The organism is Flavobacterium sp. CR10, from assembly GCF_055814415.1.
This window is the reverse complement of record NZ_CP185985.1, coordinates 2,751,836-2,770,399: the sequence shown is the minus strand read 5'-3', so window position 1 is coordinate 2,770,399 and position 18,564 is coordinate 2,751,836. Positions and strand designations below refer to the sequence as shown.

Genomic DNA, 18,564 nt, shown 5'->3' with positions numbered 1-18,564 from the left:
TAATGAGCTTATTCAATTTTTGGAAGAAAGAAGAAAATAATCCATTCGATGAAAATATTACCATCGAAGAAACTCGTTTTGTAGTTTTAGATACCGAAACTACTGGATTTGATTATGACAATGATCGCATTTTATGCATCGGTGCATTAATTCTTCAAAACGGAATTATTAATGTTCAGGATAGTTTTGAAGTTTATTTGGAACAAGATCATTATGATAAATCGACCGCTCAGATTCATGGTATTTTAAAAGATCTACTTGTCAAACGTCCTACCGAATTAGAAGCTTTACAGCAGTTTTTAGACTTTTTAGGAGATTCTATAATTATTGCGCATCATACCATTTTTGATGTTACGATGATTAATAGAGCTTTAGAACGAAACGGACTTCCGCAATTACAAAACAAAACTTTAGATACAGCTTATTTATACAAAAAGACTTTAATTCAATCACATTTATTTGAGCGAAAAGACCATTATACCTTAGATGATTTAGCCGATAAATTTGACATTTCAAAAAAAGACCGTCATACTGCTTTGGGCGATGCTTATATTACTGCGATAGCTTTTCTTAAGATTGTTAAAAAACTGAAAGAGAAGAAAGCAACCAATCTAAATCAGCTCTTTAAATAATTTTATGATTTTTTTAGGAGTCTTAAATTTACATTCGAAACTTTCAATTTACCATTTCATAATACAAGACTTACATTTATTAGCATTAAGAAAAAATTAACATAACGTGTACTTTGTTTTAGAGAGATAGCTTTGCCTTAATCAAAAAAATAAAAAACACTTTATGAAAGCTAACTTTTTAAAATCAATTACCTTGCTTGGACTTGCTGGTCTTTCTGCAATAAGCTGTCAAAATGATGACAAAGATTCAAAAAACGATGTAAACGCAAGTATCGATTTTACTTCACATTCAAAAGTACCTCCTTTTGTGTATGCTCAAACAGGTTTTGAAAACTTAAAAATCAGTACTTTAATTACAAGTGCGGATGTACTTCCAAATTCACCTTCTTTTGTTTACGGAGCGCAGCCAGACGGAGCTGGATTAATGAAAGATCCAAATGGTGATGGATACATTATGATTACTAATCACGAAATTATTCAATCTGTATCAAGAGTATATTTAGATAAAACTTTCAAACCTGTAAAAGGAGATTATATCGTTGATGGTGTTGGAGGTCTTACTCGTTTATGTTCTGCTACTCTAGCAACTCCAGAAATCCATGGGTTCGGACCAATCTTTTTAACTGCCGGAGAAAGCGGTCAAGAGAGTATGGTTCATGGAATTAATCCTCTTGGATTGTCTACTGATAAAGCAAGAACTGACAGAGTGTTGCCAGCTTTAGGAAAAGCAAGTATGGAAAACGCTGTTCCGCTTCCAAAAGAAGCTTATCCTGGAAAAACAGTTATTCTTATTGGTGAAGATCAATCATATTCAACTTCTCACGTAAGTGCTGGTCAGCTGATTATGTATGTAAGCACAGTTGGGGATTTGTCTAACGGAAAATTATACGCTTTAAAAAGAACTGACGGAAATCAGGTTGAAACTACTATGACTTTAAACAATTCATATCCAGTTGAATTTGTTGAAATTCCGAATGCTAAAAACTTAACTGGTGCTGTAATCAATACAACGGTTAATGACTTAAAAGCAATTCGTTTTTCAAGAGTTGAAGACGTAGATTACAGAAAAGGAAGCGCAAGCAACAACAGAGAAATCTACTTTACTGCAACTGGTCAGGCAACAAATAATGCTCCTGTTGAAGGATATACAATGTGGGGAAGAGTTTATAAAGTAAAATTAGACGCAACAAACCCATTAAAAGGAACTTTAGAATTGGCTGTGGAAGGTGATAGCACTCCTGGAACAGGAATCATTAATCCAGATAACTTATGTGTAACTGAAAACTACGTTTACATTCAGGAAGATGGCGACAGCTATTATGCAGATGCAAAACACGATTCATATATCTGGCAGTACAATATTGCTACAAAACAAAATAAACCGTGGTTAAACATGAACCACAAGAGAACAGATACGGCTTGGAACACACTTTACAACCAAACTGGCGAAATGAGATTTGGAAGCTGGGAATTTGGAGCTATGCAAGACATTTCAGATATAATTGGCGTACCAGATACTTTCACGGTAAATATTCACCCTCATACTTGGCAAAGTGATGCATTTAAAAATGCTGACGGTTCAGGAACTCAAACTAACAAAGAGGGAGGACAAACTGTAATTATTAGAAACGTACAACGCTAATAATTTCTGCCGAAATCTTATTGACAACCCTTATTTTTCGATAAGGGTTGTTTCTATTACAACACCATTATGAAATTAAAACATCTTACTTTTCTATTCCTACTGCTTTCTTTTTTCTTTTCATGCAAAGAAAGCGAAGCATCAAAACCAACGGTTAAACAAGAATTACTCGTCGATTTAAGTAAACTTAGTAATGAAATTACTCAATTTCAAAAGTTTGTAAAAAGTAATTCTTCGCAGAAAGAAATTGTAGAACAATTTAAAAAGTCACGTTTGGCATACAAAAAAGTCGAATGGGCGATTGAATATTTCATTCCTGAAACCGCCAGATTTATGAATGGTCCTGCTCTTGACGAAATGGAACTAGAAGAAAACCGATCTTTTGAACCACATGGTTTTCAGGTTATGGAAGAAATGATTTATCCTGAATACAATCTTGAAAGCAAAGAAGATTTGACGAGAGAATTGAATATTTTTCAATCCAATATCAAACAGCTCAAAAGCACTTTTGAAGTGATTACTACTAGCGATGATTACGTTTTGGATGCTATGCAGCAGAATGTTTTTAGAGTTATTGCTTTAGGAATCACTGGTTTTGATAGTCCGATTTTGCAGTCTTCAATTCCAGAAGCTGGCCAAAGTTTAATTTCAATTCCAGAAACACTTGAAAAGATTGATACTGATAACAAATCGGTATCCGAATTAAGAGAGTTAACAAAAAACGCACAAAAATACTGCTCTGAAAATAATAATTTCAATGCTTTCAATCGTGCCGTTTTTATAACTGAATATTTGAATCCGATTTCGAAAAAACTGAAAACTTTTCAGAAAGAAGAAAACATTAAAAATGTAAAGAAAAGCAGTCCGCTAAAACCAACAATTGAAACTTTATTTGACAAAGACGCTTTTGATGTAAATGCCTTTGTGCTTTCTAAAGAATATAATTTTACTAAAGAAAAAGCGGTTTTAGGCGAAAAATTGTTTTATGATACAAGTCTTTCAAAAAATAATGACCGAAGCTGTGCAACTTGCCATAATCCAAAAAAAGCTTTTACAGATGGTTTAAAAACTAATATTTCATTAACGGGAATGAATTTACCACGAAACACTCCTACTCTAACCTACGCTTCTCTGCAAAATGCTCAATTTTGGGATATGCGTCAGTTGGATTTAGAAAAGCAGAGTGTAGATGTGATTCAGAATAAAGATGAGATGCATGGTTCGATGGAAAATATTCACGCTAAAATTCAACTTGATAAAGAATATGTAAAGCTATTCAAAAAAGCTTATCCAAAAAATTCAAAACCAGAAGCTTGGCAGATTCAAAATGCTATTGCGAGTTATATACGTTCTTTAAATGCTTTTGATTCGAGATTTGATGAATACATGAGAGGAAATAAAAACGTCCTGAACAATGAGGAAATCGAAGGAATGAACCTTTTTATGGGAAAAGCAAAATGTGCAACTTGCCATTTTACTCCTTTATTTAACGGAACAGTTCCACCAAGTTATTCCAAAACTGAACACGAAGTTATCGGAACTCCAAATGAGCCTTCAGGAAAATCTTTAAGCCCAGATAAAGGCCGTTATATATACAATAAAATGCCTCAATTGGTTGGTGCTTTTAAAACGCCTACAGTAAGAAATGCAACTGTAACTGCTCCTTACATGCACAACGGAGTTTTTAAAACGCTAGAAGAAGTGGTTTCTTTCTACAATAAAGGAGGCGGAATTGGTTTAGGGTACGAAGTAGAAAACCAAACGCTTCCTTTTGACAAACTGAATTTAACGGTAAAAGAAGAAAAAGCTCTTGTTGCTTTTATGAAAACGCTTACGGACAAAAAATACCAGTAAAACCAAAATAAAACCTCAATTCAACAAAAACGCCGAAAATTAATTTTTTCGGCGTTTTTTATATTCTTTTAGAACTATTCTTTAGAAAAATCACTTTCGTTTTTATACAAGTATATTCTATAGTTATTTAAATTTCTTTTACTAAATGTTCCTAGAGAATCTGGTTCTCTAACTACTGTTTTAGAAGCATATCCTTCCTTTTTCAAAAATAATGTACAAACTGAATTTGATTCAATATCTAATTCAAAATGCCCTAGATTATCAGTTAAGCTATTAACACCATTAACATTGACTTTCACATCTTGAATTGGTTTATTTGTATCGTAATCGTATACATAACCAGAAAATTGATTGCTTGTACAACTTGATAACAATAATGCTATAAAAAGGAACTTACTTTTCATCTCACCTTCAAATTACCTAAAATTATTATTGTTTTTGTATTTATATGTATACTCCGTTGCTTTTTTATCGCCAGGCAGATTGTACCTCAACAGTATTTCATAATTGCCATAACGCATAAATAAATAATTACTATTTAAAAAACGTTTTGCGATAGATTCTACATTTCTATCTCCATTTATATAAGCATTGATAATCTGATTATTTAAATCTACCCAATCCTGTTTGTAAAGCAAAGGCATATTGTATTTATATGGAAAATTAGTTTTTGTCCATGATTGATTTACATTATTTTCAATGCTGCTTGTATAGTATGCATTTAATGGAATTGCTTTTATTGGAATTACACCGAGTTCATCTGTATCTCTATTGTTTATAGAAAAATGATTATTTAAAGGATAATCTTTATACAAATACGGATAAATATCAATATTATAATACTCATCACTAAGCTTAGATTGAGCAACAATTATTGGCTTATAATCACTATAATTTACGCCTTCTAACTCAACTACATCAAATGCTTCTTGACTTGAAATCGTATTGGTCAAATAGATAACATCTGAATACAAAACTCCAAAATTATAGCTTTGAGTGTTTATAGCATTCATTTTAGAAATAAAGGTTTTATACTTACTTGTATTAAATGAATAGCATAAACGATCTATAACACCATCAGTTTTTGACAGCATATCAGCTTGATTTTCTTTTATTTGAATATCATTACCATCATCGCTGATAGTATTTGTCTTTTCTGTAGCTGTACTGTTTTTAGATAAAGCTTGTTTTAAATTACTTACTATAGAAATGTTGTATTTCTTTTCTTGTTTGATATCTGGCAAATCATAATAAATTTCATTTGAATTAGTATTGTAATTAAAAACCGTAGTTTTTAGGTTAGTGGTACCATCTTCACTAAATTTTACTTTTGTCTCCCAATTAGAATCTTCAAATAAATAATCTTGACCTCGTTTAAGCTGAATATATCCCTTTGGATATTCGTCTTCTAGGAAATATTTCTGATCTACTACAGGATATGAATATTTGATATTATTTAGTGGTATATAATTAGGCGCACCTCCAGTTGTAAATAGCCTTTCCTCATATTCAGTAGCGATTTTACCATCAACTTTTATAGGCTGGAAAACACCGTTTATCATTTTTTGAAAGCTAACCTCTACTTGAACTTTAAGTTCTTTGTTTGGTGGCAAAATATCCGTAGATACAAAATTTACTCTGTCTTTCATTGAGCTCCATTCAAAAGTTCCTGGTATTTCGATAGCTGCATCAAATACTTTAAACTTTTCTAAAATTACCTTATAAGTAACGTCTCCCGTATCTTCAGGAATCACAAAAGCTTCATTTACTTTCATAGAAAATGCAGCCTGCGGTATAGCAAAAACATCAACATCGGATGAATTTTGTTTTGGAGTTACATCAGTTATCAGTTTAATTCCGCCTAAAGGAGATCCATTTTCAAATTGGCATTCTTCGCCAATTTCTAATTTAAATCGGAATTTACCTTTGATTAATCCTCCTAAAACGTTCATGTTACCGCCAACATAACCACGCATCCAAACTGGATTTGGCAGTTTTGCCTGCAATAAAACAGCGGCGCCTCCAGAAATTATAGGCACTTTTAATTTTATAAAAGCTAGTTTTATTCTAACTCCTAATTCTCCTTGCAGATAAGCATAAGATTGTCCATTAGCGTACCATCCATTTATACCGACAGTTTTTCCTGTATTAGAACATCTTGCTTCCTGATAATCTTTAAGCATAATGTCGAAACCCATTCCTGCCTGAAAACGAGCATAAAAAAGCAAGAAACTTAAATCTCCAGTATCAAAATCCAGATTAGCTCCAAACGCTAGCCCTCCTCCGTTTGCTAATGCATTTTCGTCGCGCATGTAATCTAATTCCTTAGCATCAACACCTAAAATTCTTGCAACAGCAGGCGGTGGCGGCGGACTTCCCGGAAGTAATGTCCCTGCCATAAAATAGCTCGTAGTTTTTAAATACATTCCCGCCACTCCAATTTTTACACCACATCTGTCATCAGGAGTTCCCATGTACATATACCAATCTTTTGGATCTTTATGAAAAACACCCCAGACAGCTCTTCCTCCTGGTCCAGTCCCAGAAAGGAAATTTCCTGGTGTATTAATATAAACATCCGTCGTTGCGTGCATTGAATTGTTTTGAAAATCGAATTCTATCGCTGCAGCCATCCTTATGCCTACATCAGCAGATAAATTTCCAGGGATGGCTTCTTTTGCTGCTGGAATATATTTACTAGCAAAAGAACCTGTAAGATTATTTTCTGTAATTCCTAAGAAACTTTTTTTCGAAGTGACATCTGAAGTTACTTTTTGCATCAAACCGCTAATTTTTTTTACACCTGGAATCTCTGCCATAACATTTGCTTTTCCAAAAATAGCTAGCCTGTTAATTCCGCCTTTTGAGTTAAACGCCATCTCAAATCCTGCTTCACCATCGCATATAGCTTCTGAGCCAATAGAAAAATAAATTAGGGCTTTAAGTCCTAAGCTTATTTTTTCATCTGGAGTATAAGTAAGTCCTGAAAGTGAAAAATCTGATATTTTCAAATCCTGATTTCTTCTCATTTTATAATAAGCTCCTCCACCAAAACCATTTATCATAAATGGCGATGGCACAGAGGGCCATTGAACCGCAGAATCAAAATACCAGTATCTAAAAGTAGAACGTCCAAAAATAGCTTTTGCCTGTACATTTACCACTTCAGCAACATCTACCATCAAATCTGCATTAAATCCGTTACCATATAATGGGTCATTTTCCATTAGAATAAGACCTCCTTTAATTTTCAATCCGCTAAACTGACAATCAATATTTATGGCTGATAAATCAAGACCTGCATAACGGCTTTTTTGCCTGTATCCATCATCATACATCTTGCCTAATATTCCGATTCGGGCAGTTGCACCTGCTCCAATACTTTCCATCAAATTAATTCCTAAGTCAAAATCAATTCGAGAATTGTCTCCATTAATAGCAACATTTATATTCCCTATAGAAACAGGAAAGTTATTAAAGCCTACAGTACCGTTATACCCCATATTACGCACAGAAATAATTGGAGAAACTGTCTGCAGCTGTAAATTTTCAAAGGTTATTCCTTTAAAATCAACTGTATGTTTTCCTTCCACCTCTTTATCGTCTGTTGCACTTTTATTTGTTCCAAATGAAATGCTTCCATTCAAATTTGCTTTTGGCAGAAATCTTCCATTTACTAATTTTAACTCAACAGAACTATTAGGCAATAATAAAGCTTTGGCTTTCCAGATATCAAAAGATAAAGAATCTTTGGTTACAACTGTTAATTGCTGTTCTGCCATTGAAATAAAACCATTGTAAAGCAAACCTTTTTTAACTGTTTGATTTTTTGAATTAGCCCCTGATTCTGGTTTAGTTATCGGCAGAAGTATTTCACCGTTTAAATTTGCTTTTACAAAAGTATTGGCGGCAATAGTAACATCAATATGATCCAATGAATATGCCCATGATTTTTCCTGACTTGTTATTCCTTTCTCAAGTGGAAAAATATTATCTGCATGAAAAGTTCCCGAAACTCCGTATTTATCTATAATTAGATTTTGAGCTCCCACAACCAGCCTTTTATTGGCCGAGGCTGTATCTGTTGTCTGAAATTCTTTAGGAAGGCCAACTTCAAAAGCTTGAATATAAACTCCTTTCCATGCTTCCTGACTAGGTACTAAAAGAGCATTTTTAAAATAATAATCAGGAAAGACTACTGTCGGATCATTTTTTAAATCACTTAGATCTAATACAGCATTGCTTACCTCAAATGTAAAATTTCCGTCAAAATCTTTCCCGTTTCGTTTATCCTTTAAAACAAAAGGCTGTAAACTTACTTTCACTAAAATATCATTCCAATCACTAGCGGTAAAACTAAACTCACCTCTAACTCGATTTGGAATCTGTACTGTTTTACCATTATAATATGTCTTTGATATTGTTGTTTTTGCTTCATCAACCGTTTTTGTAAAAGGATCAATTGGTAATATTAAATCTCTTGCAAACTCAACAGCTCCAGAAACTCTCATTTCTTTAAACCCATCACAATCTATTGTTACATAGGTCAAATCATTTACACTTCCTGTCTGCATATCAAAACCACCGTATAAAGATAACTGCCACTTGTTATCACTAAACGGAATATCAACATTACCCAATAATACTAATTTGGCCTCGCCAATAATTCCTCCCTGATGAGAAAGTTTTACATTATCTGCCCCGAAAAACAATTGCATAGGTTGTCCATTTTTATCCTTTTGCGGAATATCAACCTTACAAAATACTGTCAACATGGTATATTCAGAAGAAAAAACAGCTTTTGTTATTCCAATAGAATATTGAACATTATTTACTGTATTTCGAATACCTATGGGTAATTCTACTAAATCTTGATTTGAAAATTTATCTACCCATCGATCAGCTGCTTCAATTTTTTCAATTGAACTAGCCGCAACATTTAACTCATTAGGAGCTATAACATCTTGCCCATAAGCACAAATAATCGTAAACAAAATAAATAGACAGCATAAATGTCTTTTATAAAAATTTTTCATGGCGAATACTTTATTTTAAATTGAATCTGTATTTCAATTTTATCTCTTACTTATATATTAAAAACTGTAACCATAATTAAAATTCAACATCATATCATTGTTTGAAGTTTTATTTGTAGAAGTTCTAAACATCGATATCAACCCTAATGCAAAATTATGTTTTTGCAACAGTGTGTAATTATTATTGAATTTTAAGCCAAAGACCGAACTAGAGTTTACATCACTTTGAGTATTGTTATACAAAAGCCCGAAATTGGAGTTTAACTTTTCTTTCAAAAGTTTTTTGGATATTGCAATAGATGCTCCGACAGAAGAATTATCAAACACCCCTACCTGATTATTGGTATAATTTATTGAGCTGTTTAAAGCGGCTTTGACATCTTGAAAATTTATAGTATGCATCAAGTTATAATTCTGTACTGTACTCGTCTGCCCTTTTCGTATAATTCCTCCTTGTTCATTTGCTTGTCCAGCTATGCTATAATTGAAATTCATGTTTTGATTTTTGTGATGCCCAAAAGAATAAGTGAAATTTAAGTTTGCATTTTGTGATAACTGTCTATAATTTAAAGTATCTGCTGCCACAACATTTGGATTATTTATTAACTCAAATTGATCCAACTTTTTATTGGTATATGTAGAAAAATTAGAATAGCTTCCTGTGAAATTAAGCTGATCTGTAATTTTATAATTCATATTTACTGCCCCAACAATCCGTTTACTGCTCTGTTTTTTATTCTGTGCTAAATCATCTCTCTGATATCCTAAACTTGCTGAAACAATTATATTATCTCTATAAAAAGGCCTTGAAAATCGCAATGCTATATTTTCTAAATCATTGTTAAAATACATTGCCCCTAACGTATTGTAGTTGGGATCTATACGCTCGTATGTAAGACCTACTCTAGTCTTTTGAATATTATAATCAAAATTGGCATTGAAAGCATTTAAGTAACTCGTATTTTCTTTGGCTGAAAAAATCCTGTCTCGATAGCTTCTTCTAGGCGACCTTTCTCCTAAAGTATTATCTGTTAAGACGGATAATGCATATTCTACATTAAAAGTTAAATCTTTAATTAGAGAAGTATTGAATGTAAAACTGTTAACCCAATTTTCTTTTGGCGCAACACCTTTATCATTATCAATAAATGACAGTGAATTTTCATTGTCTTTTGCATAAAAGCCAATCCAGCCAATTTTATATCTCTCTTTTTCAAAACCTATTTTAGTTCCGTAACCAAATCGTTCATAAACTGGAACACCGCCTATGGCATCAGCTTCTGAAACAGCTTTTAACAACTGGCCGCCCATCAAACTTATTTTAAAAGGACTTCTTGGCGTCAATTCGATTCCAGCACCTCTAAAAGGGAAACCATTTAAAGTATAGGGTGAAAAAGTCATATTTACATTTCCTATATATGCTTTTATCCATTTGTACTTTGGCATGATGCAAATTCGGTTAAAATCAAACGGAGCTGTGTATCCTAAATTATTTCCCTGATTGGTAATGCTATAAAATATAGGCAAATTAAAATTGAATGCACTAACGTTTAAATTTCCTGAAAGTAAATAGGTAAAAGGATCACGTGAATTTTGCTGGTTCGAACTATAGAATACCTTATTAGCATTTATACCTCCCGTAACTTTAAAATTTGGCTTATAAAAATTTTCTAAATCAACCTGCTGAGAATAAGTGTTTTTAGTAAATAAAAACAATAAAACAATTACAAGTTTTAACCAACAATTCAAATTATATAGTCTCATTAATTAATCTTCTTTATTGTTTTTGCACTTTGATGTCACATAAAACATATGAGCTCGTTCCATTCTTTACCATTTCTTTTATCTTAATTGCTCCTTTTCTGCCATCTTGTGTTTTAAATAAAATTATTCTTGGGTAAATAAAACCAAATTGCTGCTCTCCCGATGCGCTGTAACTTATACCCAAAGATTTTAGAGGATTGTCATTTACCATAGAATCAAAGTCTATTTCTGTAAAATTTAAACCGCAATTGCATAAATTTTGAGAATTGACGAAAATGGTACTCTGTGCATTTTTTAATGATGAAAACCCATAATTATTGACTTTATCTGGCGAAATGAATTTGTTGTAAGTCAAATTGCTGTTTAATCCCTGAAATACAATATCAATCAAAGCACTGTTTTTATCGTTGATTTCATTTGCTTTGTATACCTGTCTGGTTGCGGTAGAAAACATAGCTCCTATATTGTTGTTATTGTGAGCGGTATTTATCCCTAGTTTAACATCTTTAATAATGCGTAGATTACTATCAGGAAAAACCGTGATTGTTGACTTAAAAATCTGCATGTTTTTATCATTTGAAGCTTCAAGAGTAATTTCATGAAGGCCGATACTTGTAAAAACTACTGTTGGATTTTCTTCAGTTGATACCGAGGGATTTCCTCCTTCAAAAGTCCATTTGTATTTGGAAGCGCTAATAGATTTATTGATAAAATTGATTGTTACAGGAGTCTCGTAATCGTCATTTTCAAACTTTGGCTCATATAAAAACTGACTCACCAGATAAGGTGCAACGTGGATAACTTTAGTCACTTTTTCTTCTTCAACACCATTTGACACAGTCAAAGTAATTGCATGCTCTCCTGGAGTAGTAAAGACAATATTTGGAGGTGTTTTACCTGAAAAATCGGCTGGAAATCCATCTTGAAAATCCCATTTAAAAGTAAGTTCTTCACCATGCGTATTATTTGTGATAACTACCTCAACTGGCGAATAATTACTTTTTACAATTTCTGACGCAAAATCAATATTGATTCCGTCTCTAATTATAACTGTTTTACTGATTTCTTTACTTTCACCATCAGCATTTGAAGCTTTGAGTTTTATTACATAAGTTCCTTGCTTTTCGTACAGAATTTCACCCGGATTCTTTAAGTTTGAGGTACTTGGATTTCCTCCTTCAAATGTCCATTCATAAGTATCTGCAACTGTAATTTTATTATCGATTTTAATAATTACGGGTATAGATTCTTTAGCATTAACATATGAAGTTGTAAAATCACCTTCTACAGCTATAGATGTTTCCTGATAGCAAGAAGTTATGATACTAAAAAGGAGGAAGAGTAAAACTTTTTTCATAATATTATTTTAAGACCACTACAGTTTTCCGTCTGTGGCGGTCATTATTTGCTTATTTGTTGCAGATATTTTTGTAATCTTCTAAGAGCTTGATTAAGCCTTCAAGTGTTTTAAAATCGTAATTCTCAAATACAATTGAATCACATTTTAGATATTCGGCAATGTTCTTTTTCAATTTGCTATCTCCTATTTTAGTTGTATAAAGACCTTTTTCTTGAGTTGGTATTTTTAATATAAGCTCATTTAAATAATTTGGGTAAGCCAAAATCATACAGCCATCAATTTCATATAAAATTTTATAAAAAGCTGAAGCATCAGCGTTCAATGCTTTTAATCCTGATGAAATAAGATTTCCTCCTTTACATGCCAGTCCAATAAAACATTCTTTGCTTTCATCAACACAAAAACGAACTCCTGATTTTGATTGATATACTTCAAAATCACCAGTAGTTTTATAAAGTCTTTGGCCTGGAACAAAGGAATTATTTGAGTTTTTAGAATTTGGAATTTCTTCAAATTCTATTTTAAAAACACCTGATATTTTTTGTCCTTTTTCATTTATTACGAATCCTTCCTTATTATAAATATTAATTGAATTTGATTTAGCGGTTTCATACTTTTCTAAATTCAATTTAGCCTGCTCTTTTCTTTTCTCTTCTTCAAAATAAATTCCTTGATGCTGCAGTGTATAACCATTTCCAACTAAAACTCTCACAATATTCATAGCAGTAATGTCTTTACTCATTTTATAACCTATAGGATTTCCACTGTTATCAAAAGCTGCCTTAAATATTTTGCTGTCCAAAGTGACTAATTCTTGATTTAGAAATTTATTGTACCCAGAAATCATCCCAGCTTTTGCATACCATGTTGCTATTAGATAATTATCCAAATCCAACACTTCATACATTAGCTCACCATTTTTTGCTGGTGACGTAACTTTTATATAACCAATTCTTTTATCAAGCGCATCTGGGTTTTGTTCTTTTATACTATAAATAGTTCCTCCATCATCTATACTTAATTGATAAGTATCTGCAATTTTACTGGCTTCGTCTTTAGTATTTTGGGTACCAATTCTTTTAGCAGAAATTCCTGCCGATTCGCTATTTAAGAATTTTTCGATTTCTTCCTTATTCAAACCATCAACAGTAAAATAATTTCGATCGAAAAGTTCATAAATTATGCTTCTATCATAATTGAAAGCACTGAATTTTCTACTCTTATTCTTGAATTCAAGTTCGTTGAACTTTCCAGTAGTTTGGTCCTTAATTTCTATCCATGGCAGTGTCATAGAAGGCTCATTTGGAACAGTTTTTATTTCTGCAGTTATTGCAAAACTCTTATCTAGATTGTAAATAGTAAAAATTGGTTTCTTTCCTTCTAAATATCCTACTGTTTTTTCATCAAGTTTTATTTCTCCCTTATCAATTTTGATTTTTTGAGCATTATTAGTTATATAAAAAAGTAAAATTAATATGGTTAAAAAATTATTTTTCATGTGTAAATACTTTATTTTAGTTAATATAATTCATAATGATGTAAGTCCGTAATTACTGAGTAATACGGAAATTTAATTTTAATAAAATGTGGTATTGTTTAGTTCTTTTGAAACTCTACATGTTTCTAATAATATTTTCTATAATTTTTTAACAGGTATAGGGGAAAAAAGCCAAGTGCTATTGGTAAAAAAATTGATAAAAAATAATCCGTAAACCCCAATATAAAAACCTCTATTAATATTAAAACGAAATAAGCAAAAACAGGTATAGTAACATAGTGTTTTTTTTCATTACCCTTATCAAAATAAATGATAAAAGATGAAAAAAATAAGGTTGTATAAAAAAAGAGATCCAAAATAAATACTATTGCTTTGGCTCTGCCATCGCAGTCTTTTAAGTGTAAATTTGCAAAAAATAATATCATAAAAAGACCAGATATGTAATTATATATGAGTAAAAACTTGGCCTTATATGAAAGCCAAATCAAAAAAACTCTAAAAATTAGAAAAAATATTTGAAAAACGGAATTTGACATAATTAATTTTTATAAAGAATACTTGTTTTAATCTAAATCAATTTCAAATTGATTTATTTTTTTGATAATAACCACCCATAAAACAAACTGCAATACCAAAAAAATTCCAGCACTAACTAAATTAAAATGTACGCTACCACTATTTGTTTCATAGTAATAACATGTCTGTGTGTATTCAACTAAAACTCCATTTATATTATGCCAATGGGTTGTTGTTGTTTTTGCAAAAATTTCTATTATGTAAAAAATTAAATGTAGAAGATTCAAGCCACTAAAAACTAAATATGAAACAATTTTATTATGTCTAATTTCATATATATTAAACAAAAAAACTGGCAAACTCAAAAGAAGATAAAAACAACAAACTATTAATACAAATGGAGATGAATCAATCATACTAATAAAAATCACAGAAAAAAGATATAATAAAAATAAGTTTTTCAGCAAAAACAAATTAAATCCAAGTCGATTACTATCCATAATTATTTTTTTAAATTAATTTCAAATGCCGAAGTTCTAAAAAATCCAGTTTTAACATTATATTTTACATTCATGTCTTTTATTGGATTTACAACTATATTCTTATAAATTCCGTCCTTAGATATATATAATTTTGCTTTTTCTACAACATCAAGCGCAGTTTGATAATAATCAGTGTTTTTCACCGCATCATATGATGCTGCAATACGATTAGGATTAGAATATAAGACAGGGATATAAAACTTCGTCTTTTGCTTTTTTTTCGCAATTTCGTAATCTATAAGCCCTTTTAAAGAACATTTGTTGGATACTGCAAAAGTTGTCATTTTTTCAAATATTTTAGTATCAAAATTTGCCCCATTTAAATTATACTTTGCAGATAATAACCATGCTAAATTTTTCACATAATCTAAGTACCATTTTGGTCTAAGATATATCTTATCAGGAAATGAACCATCTGAAAACGCATGATCTTTTGTTATCCCAAGAATGTTCTTTTCTCCTCCATACATTATATACTTATCTGTGTAGTTAACTAAATAAATATCATTTAAAACCTCTTTTAAAGTTTTACCTTTAAAAACTTCTCTTTGTTTTGTATAACTAGTGAAAAATCCCATTCCATACTTTTTTAAATAATAATTAAAAAATAAAATCCAAGGCTCTACCTTATCCTTTAATCTTATACTTCCTTGACCTTTCCATGATTTAATTGCTAATTTTTCATTTTCCGGATTTTCATATAAATTATATTCGCCTAAATTTTCAGGCTTTATATTATCCAACTTTGTATGTGCATAAGTATCTCCAAAGCGATGTAGAAGTTCCCCTAATTTAGAAATATTTTCCTTTGGTGTATAAATAAATTGTATTGCTGTTAAAAATTCTTCCGTGCCATGAAATCCACCTGTTAAACTATGTATAGTTTCCTGATATTCTGCATCACTCCAAGTTTCGTCCAATTCAAAACTTGTCTCACTATGAACATCAGTATCTGGTCCTTCTGTTGCTTCAGCTAATTCTTTCGCTTTAGCTGGATTCATTCCTAACATTAAAGAAACTAAATAAACAGTAGAATAATGCCCATCCGTTTCATACTCACCACTACTCTGACTCTGAAACATATACAACCTAAATGCAGGATCATTAATCTGCTTCCAGTCGTGATGATTCAAAACAGTTCCTGCACTGTAATCCATTAACAAATCAGTGCTTTTTTCAGCTGTTTTGTAAACTTCAAAAGGATGTTCTAATTTAAAAATTCCGTGACCGAGTTCATGTGCTGGCGTTTTGGATAATGCGGTTTCTGAATTAAACACATAACCAAACTGTCCATTCAAACGCATATACCCCTGCTGTCCTGTACTTGATGCTTTATTGGTTATAAAAAGTACATAACTCGATTCTGTTGATCGATACAAGCTGTTAATTTCCTGCTGTTGCGCACTATATATAGACGTTGTTGTGTTTTTCTCTGTCTGTATGATATTTCCAGAAACTACGCTTTGAATGTTTAAAACAGGTTCTTTCGTAAAATTAATCTTTACTCCCACTTTATCATAAATCTTTTGCGTATTTGTAATAACCTCATCAAGTTTGCTTTGTGAGGTATCATCTGTAGGAACCAAAGCAACATTCACTTCTTTTGGAGAAATATGAACCAGTACAAATGCTCCTATAACTTTCCATTTATCGCCCTGCTTTATAGTCGCAAGAATTTGTTCTTCTGCATAATTTAAACTTCCTCTTACAGTTAAAGTAAATATTTTGTCATTTCTTACAGCATCCACTTTAGCACCGCTTTCCGTTTTAAAAACAATATCGTCTAGATTAATCTCAGAATCTGTAGCTGTAACTACTGCCAAAACGGTATCAGTATCACCATTCAAAACAGCTTTATATGGCAGGAAGTTTTTTCCAGCCTGTTTATATGTTTTTTGCAGTGAAGGTGTTGCATTGTCAGGCATTATATCAAATGCATATTTACTGCCATTCGCAGAAAAAGCAATTGTAATTCCTTGAGCTGTAAAAGCAGTAGCTTGTCCATTTTTGTCAACACCATCTGTATTCTCTTGTGTCGGTTTTCCTCCTTCAGCAGCAACAATACCTTCATTACTTCCATTTCCATCTTTATCTACATAATAGATTTTTCCTGTGCTGTCTGTAATCACAGTATCTTTCCCTCCCGGAATAGTTACCTGCTCTCCATTTTTACCATTTACAATAATGTCCCCGTTTGCATTGATAACCATTTTATAAATCTCAAATGTAATTTCTTCTTTTATCTTTCCGCTTTGTCCTTCACCAGTAAAATCTTCTACATCAACTACATTTTTCCAATCTGGATTATAACTTGTCTCAACAACTCCACTGATTAGCTGATAGTCTGTATTGACGACTATATTATTAAACTCAACCGCAATTTTAGTATCGGCCAAATAAGGAACAATAATATACCCTCTGCCCGAATATGGACTGTTCTCTCCTTTTAACTCTAAAATTGTAACAGAGAAATCGCCAGCTGTAAAGGTTTCACTTTGTATAAGATTGGTAAGCGGTTTTTGATTCTGGATATTAATCTTTGGAATAATTCCGCAGTTATAAGCTGAAACTCCACTAATCTGTGTGGGCGTCGTAAACGTACTGATTCCTGAATAGGTAAAAGACTGAATTCCTTCTGAAGCAGAATCACAGCTTGAACCAACTCTAAACTGATACGTTACGCCAGGTTCCAAATTGGTAATTAAACTCTGAGTGTTTAAACTATTTGTCGAAAACCATTGTGCATTCCGGACATCCTGTTTTTTGTACTGCAATTGATATTTGGTATGTTCAGGAAGTCCTTGCCAGGTAATTTTAACACTATGTGGTCCCTGTGCTTCGCTTAATAAAAAAGTCGGAGCCGCACAAGATGCAGTATATTTAAAAGAGTAAATCTCGCTATATCCGTCATTTTTGAATATCGCATTTTCAGATAATCCTGTTGTAGAAATTGCACGGACACGCCAAGCATAACGCATTCCTGGAGTCAAGGTAGGCATGCTTAAATTGTACAGCATGGCAGTGCTAAAAAGGGTTTCTTCATATAAAACGGGAGCCATCTGAAAGGCAATTTGCGGATCAAGAGAAGGGTCTAAAAGCTGTTTCAGCTCAAACTTATACGAGATATTCGTTGCATTGATTTGGCGTGGTGTCCAGGTAAAGATAATATTTGGAAAATCGCTTGCCGCTATCTGCTCATTCTTCTGAGGCGTATTCAACAGAGGAGGATCGTTTAATATCAGGTATAAGCTGGCGCAGCTTTTCTGAGATATTTTCTGATTGGTAATGTAATCATACATTTCAAAACAAAAGCTGTACATTCCTTCTGGCAGTCCCAATGAATATTGCGAAGCTGTAATTCCTTGCAAGTTTTCCAGTCTGAAAAGAGAAGCGATATCAGTATTGGTCAGAGTCTGAAGTTCTCCTCCGTTTATATAAATCGGTTTCTGTCCCTGCACATAATCGCTGCTCTGTATATTGAGGCCATTTCCTTGAATGTAAAGCTTTAAGCGAACCTGCTTATTATTAATGGAAAGATCTGTGGGGTTAATTAGCAACTGCATTTTGGTATCCATGCTGGCGGCATAATCTGAGATTTTTATGCTGTACGGACTTTTAAAAATAGGCGTTAGCTGAACTGGATATAATTGTGCGTGGCCATTTAAACTAAAAAACAGTACAACAATTAATGAATAGAAATTATGGAAAAGTTTTTTCATT

10 protein-coding genes are annotated in these 18,564 nt (G+C 32.2%); 3 read left to right on the top strand and 7 right to left on the bottom strand.

Features of this window, described 5'->3' with window-relative positions:
* The first annotated feature begins 2 nt into the window (after nucleotides 1-2).
* From ACNRYB_RS12255 to ACNRYB_RS12245, 3 genes are all read left to right on the top strand, one after another.
* Entirely contained in the window at nucleotides 3-632 is a 630-nt protein-coding gene (locus ACNRYB_RS12255; protein WP_129748647.1) for a 3'-5' exonuclease, read from the top strand.
* Between the two features lie 163 nt (nucleotides 633-795).
* Nucleotides 796-2,274: a PhoX family protein gene (locus ACNRYB_RS12250; RefSeq protein ID WP_129748646.1), complete on the top strand. Its 1,479-nt coding sequence runs from the start codon at nucleotides 796-798 to the stop codon at nucleotides 2,272-2,274.
* 69 nt (nucleotides 2,275-2,343) lie between these two features.
* Complete coding sequence (locus ACNRYB_RS12245; protein WP_473727411.1) at nucleotides 2,344-4,128, top strand: cytochrome-c peroxidase; 1,785 nt, start codon at nucleotides 2,344-2,346, stop codon at nucleotides 4,126-4,128.
* A gap of 74 nt (nucleotides 4,129-4,202) precedes the next feature.
* Here the strand turns inward: ACNRYB_RS12245 and ACNRYB_RS12240 are convergent, their stop codons facing one another.
* The 7 genes from ACNRYB_RS12240 to ACNRYB_RS12210 all read right to left on the bottom strand — a co-directional run bounded on the left by ACNRYB_RS12240 (nucleotide 4,203) and on the right by ACNRYB_RS12210 (nucleotide 18,563).
* The gene (locus ACNRYB_RS12240; RefSeq protein ID WP_473727410.1) at nucleotides 4,203-4,532 is read right to left on the bottom strand and encodes a hypothetical protein; all 330 of its coding nucleotides are present in this window, start codon (nucleotides 4,530-4,532) and stop codon (nucleotides 4,203-4,205) included.
* Between the two features lie 12 nt (nucleotides 4,533-4,544).
* Nucleotides 4,545-9,164 carry a hypothetical protein gene (locus ACNRYB_RS12235; RefSeq protein ID WP_473727409.1) on the bottom strand — a complete coding sequence of 1,540 codons (4,620 nt, stop codon included), beginning with the start codon at nucleotides 9,162-9,164 and terminating at the stop codon, nucleotides 4,545-4,547.
* A gap of 57 nt (nucleotides 9,165-9,221) precedes the next feature.
* The gene (locus tag ACNRYB_RS12230) at nucleotides 9,222-10,928 is read right to left on the bottom strand and encodes a hypothetical protein (protein WP_473727408.1); all 1,707 of its coding nucleotides are present in this window, start codon (nucleotides 10,926-10,928) and stop codon (nucleotides 9,222-9,224) included.
* A 13-nt stretch (nucleotides 10,929-10,941) separates the two neighbouring features.
* Entirely contained in the window at nucleotides 10,942-12,285 is a 1,344-nt protein-coding gene (locus ACNRYB_RS12225; RefSeq protein WP_473727407.1) for a PKD domain-containing protein, read from the bottom strand.
* Nucleotides 12,286-12,337: 52 nt separating this feature from the next.
* On the bottom strand, nucleotides 12,338-13,786 hold the full coding sequence (locus ACNRYB_RS12220) for a hypothetical protein (RefSeq protein WP_473727406.1): 1,449 nt from the start codon (nucleotides 13,784-13,786) through the stop codon (nucleotides 12,338-12,340).
* A 563-nt stretch (nucleotides 13,787-14,349) separates the two neighbouring features.
* Nucleotides 14,350-14,802, bottom strand: a complete 453-nt coding sequence (locus tag ACNRYB_RS12215; protein WP_473727405.1) for a hypothetical protein — start codon at nucleotides 14,800-14,802, stop codon at nucleotides 14,350-14,352.
* A 2-nt stretch (nucleotides 14,803-14,804) separates the two neighbouring features.
* A complete protein-coding gene (locus ACNRYB_RS12210) occupies nucleotides 14,805-18,563 on the bottom strand; it encodes a fibronectin type III domain-containing protein (RefSeq protein ID WP_473727404.1) in 3,759 nt (1,252 codons plus the stop codon).
* Nucleotide 18,564 lies beyond the last annotated feature (1 nt).

Coding starts and splice junctions, on each gene's coding strand:
- ACNRYB_RS12255 (WP_129748647.1), top strand. CDS start 3: ATGAGCTTATTCAATTTTTGGAAGAAAGAAGAAAATAATCCATTCGAT.
- ACNRYB_RS12250 (WP_129748646.1), top strand. CDS start 796: ATGAAAGCTAACTTTTTAAAATCAATTACCTTGCTTGGACTTGCTGGT.
- ACNRYB_RS12245 (WP_473727411.1), top strand. CDS start 2,344: ATGAAATTAAAACATCTTACTTTTCTATTCCTACTGCTTTCTTTTTTC.
- ACNRYB_RS12240 (WP_473727410.1), bottom strand. CDS start 4,532: ATGAAAAGTAAGTTCCTTTTTATAGCATTATTGTTATCAAGTTGTACA.
- ACNRYB_RS12235 (WP_473727409.1), bottom strand. CDS start 9,164: ATGAAAAATTTTTATAAAAGACATTTATGCTGTCTATTTATTTTGTTT.
- ACNRYB_RS12230 (WP_473727408.1), bottom strand. CDS start 10,928: ATGAGACTATATAATTTGAATTGTTGGTTAAAACTTGTAATTGTTTTA.
- ACNRYB_RS12225 (WP_473727407.1), bottom strand. CDS start 12,285: ATGAAAAAAGTTTTACTCTTCCTCCTTTTTAGTATCATAACTTCTTGC.
- ACNRYB_RS12220 (WP_473727406.1), bottom strand. CDS start 13,786: ATGAAAAATAATTTTTTAACCATATTAATTTTACTTTTTTATATAACT.
- ACNRYB_RS12215 (WP_473727405.1), bottom strand. CDS start 14,802: ATGGATAGTAATCGACTTGGATTTAATTTGTTTTTGCTGAAAAACTTA.
- ACNRYB_RS12210 (WP_473727404.1), bottom strand. CDS start 18,563: ATGAAAAAACTTTTCCATAATTTCTATTCATTAATTGTTGTACTGTTT.